Consider the following 2946-nt stretch of genomic DNA (forward strand, 5'->3'; position numbering starts at 1 on the left):
GGTCGGCCCGCGGCAGCCCCAGCAGCCCGCCGCTGCCGCCAGTCAGCACGGGCCGAAGCCGCACCGCCGGCCAGTCCAGGCCCTCTCCGCCCACCCAGGCCACGATCGCTGCCGCCACCCACGCCGCGAGCACCAGCCCGAGCAGCGCCACCACCACGGCGCTCGCGCGTCGGCGCCGCTCGCGGCGGGTGAACAGCCGGGTCCGGCCCAGCTCGCCGAGCGGCCGCACCCGGCTCACGGCCACCACCGGCCCACCACGGCCAGGTCGCGGTCCCAGCCGTGCGCCCCCGCCCGGCCCTGCCCGGGACAACCCGCCTCCCGCAGCCACCACCGATCGACCTGACCGGACCCGCTGCCGGCCAGCCGGGAGCCCGTCGCAGCGACAACAAATACGGCCCGCTCGGTGCAGCCCCGGAAGGCGAGGTCAGGGCCGCGAGCGGGTCGGTGTCCCGGCCGCCCGGGCACGGCGGGCTGGTCACGATGTGGGTCGCGATCATCGGGGTGGCGATGACCCGACCCGGGCTGCTCAGCGCCCCTGGTGGTGTGGTTGTGGCGGGTCGCGTCGGGCCGCCGGGCTGCGGCGGCAGTGGCCGGCCGAGCCTCGGGCGCCTCCACGGCCCGCAGGACGTCACGGATGGCCTGCTGCAGTGCGTGCGCGTCGTGCAGGGCTTCGGTTTGCGCGGCGAGTTCGTCGGCGGTGTCGTGGACCTGGGTGAGCAGGTAACGCACCTGCGGCCATGGGACTCGGGTGCCCGGTCCGGTCCCGGCATGCAGATCCGCCCGGGCGGCGTGCAGGACCTGCCGCAGCTGCCCAGTGGTGGCCTGCAACCGCAGCACCCGCCGCCGGGTCGACCGTTCCCAGGCGAGCAGGTCGCTGGTCGGGTCGGCGGTCAGGGCGGGCGCGTCCGGCGCGGCGAGCGCGGTGTGGATCGCGGCGGGCAGCGCGATCACCCGGCCCGCTCCGCTCCGTGTCGGGTCGTCGAGCGACAGGTGCCGACCGCCGGTGGCCGTTTCCCGCCACGACAGCGATGCGCGGTGGGCTGACATGGATTTCCCCCCAATTTCGGTACATAGATCGAACGGTGCCGGTGGTTTCGGCTGCGTGGCGTGTGCCGACCCGGCGATTGCCGTGGTGTGGTTATTGTGCGAAGTATTTTTGGGTGATTTGGGTGATGGCTTGGATCGCGGCCTGGGCCTTGGCGGGATCCAGTTTCGCCCGCTCGTCCATGATCGTTCCGCGGGTGTTGAGCGCCTGGATGTTGATGTGCAGGTTGCCGGGCCGGGATAGGTCGTTGAACGGGGAGAGGTAGACGTCGAAGTCGTTCTTGTCGATGCCCCAGAACGTCACCGCGGCTTTGCCGGCGATCTGGGTTTCCTGCCGGTCGGTCCACAGGTCCTGCCGTTTGCCGAAGTCACCGGGTACGTTTTCCGCATCGACGTTCACCCGCAATTCCAGGCTGTGGGTGGGCTCCACCCAGAAGCAATGCTCCCCCCAGGTCAACGCGGCGAAGGTGGACCCGAACAGCGTGGCGACCGCATCGGCGAACACCGCGCACTGCACGTTGCGGTTGGTTAAGGCGGCGGTCAGGATCTGCTCGGTGCCCTGCGGCACGTCCACCGGGTGGTAGGGCTCGCAGTCGTACTGGCCGGGGCCGAAGTCGCGGCAGGCGCCGACGGCTTCGGTGTCTGGGTCGTCCGGGGCGAGCAGCAGCGGCCGTTGCGGGGCGGCGTCGGCGTCGTCGGGTGCCTGGTCGATCAGGGCGATGGCCTTTTCCGCGAGTTTGGCGGTGGTGTCGCAGGTCGCGGTGGTCAGTTTGATCACCAGCGCCGCGTACCACTGGCTGGCGGTGTGGCTTTCGCCTTGGTTCCAGGTCAGTCGGCAGCTTCCGGTGAAGTCGTCGACGTCGGCGGTTTTGCCGCCCACCGGCCGCGGGTGCGCCGCTGCCTTCGGGGTCTGCTCGTAGGCGATCTCCAACTTGGGGGTGTACTCGTGCGACGGCGCGCCGCCGTCGGTCTTCTTGGTGGTGTCGCAGCCGCTGAACGGGTCGTACAACCCGTCGGGCTTGTAGGTGTAGTTCTTGGCGTCTTGGTCCAGCAACGTGGCCAGGAAGTAGCAGCCGTCCCACGCCGCGTACGGGCGTTGCGCGGGGTTGACGGTGATCGCCTCGGGCGCGCGGAGCTTGGCGACTGAGGCTTGCGCCACGTCGTGCAGCACCCGGCAGGTATCGGTGGTGTTGTCGTAAGCGTCGTAGGTGTATCGCAGGGCCCGGGTGAAGCTCACCGGGACATACAGCTCGCACCGTTTCCCGGCACCGTCCTGCCGGTATTCGTAGGCTTTCGCGCCGCCGATGGTCACCGGTGCTCCGCCGTAGGCCACCAGATGGCTGAACTCGGCGCCGACCGCGACCCGCACTCCGTCGTCCGCCGGTGAGTAGTCCGCTCGCGGTGTCAGCATGCAAGAGTGCGGCCCGGTTGGCAGCACCGCCGCACCAGGTGTGGTCGTCTTCGCGGCGTCGAGGTCGAAGACCCCGCACGCGTCGAGTTGGCGCAAGGCCACGGTGACTGCCTGCAGATCCCGGTCCTTCGGTGGCGGCGTCTTGGCCGGCTCCCCCGCCGACGAACTGCCCGGGCTCCCGGCGGGCACCGGATGCCCGGCCTGCCTAGTGGTGCACCCGGTGAGCAGCGCCAAGAAGGCCAAGACCACCACGGTCGCCGCACCGGCAAGGCCGCGGCCCGGCGCGGCCGGCCAGCCCCGCCCCGAGCGGCGACGGTGCGCGCCGCGGGCGCAGGGCCGACCGCCCGGTGCCGGCAAGTTGTTACGCCGCCGCTGCGCGCTCGGGAGGCGCCGCAGGGTTCGTGGCCCCGCGTTGTGCTGACCTTGTCGTGACATGACGAACTCCCCCAGTTGTCTCGTGTGGACGCTGCGATGGGTGTGGTGGGGCATCA

The 2946-nt window shown here is 71.2% G+C and carries 3 protein-coding genes; all 3 read right to left on the reverse strand.

All coding sequences use genetic code 11. The features are described from left to right. Positions 1 to 247 (reverse strand): hypothetical protein (locus VFO68_RS30485; protein ID WP_325161864.1); only part of this gene is annotated, 247 nt, incomplete at its 3' end. Beyond that, entirely contained in the window at positions 235 to 951 is a 717-nt protein-coding gene (locus VFO68_RS30490) for a hypothetical protein (protein ID WP_325161865.1), read from the reverse strand. The genes VFO68_RS30485 and VFO68_RS30490, both read right to left, overlap by 13 nt. A 187-nt stretch (positions 952 to 1138) precedes the next feature. Then, positions 1139 to 2946: DUF3558 family protein (locus tag VFO68_RS30495; protein WP_325161866.1), on the reverse strand; the 1808-nt coding region annotated here is incomplete at its 5' end.

Source organism: Actinophytocola sp., assembly GCF_035712165.1.
Lineage (GTDB): Bacteria > Actinomycetota > Actinomycetes > Mycobacteriales > Pseudonocardiaceae > DASYTH01.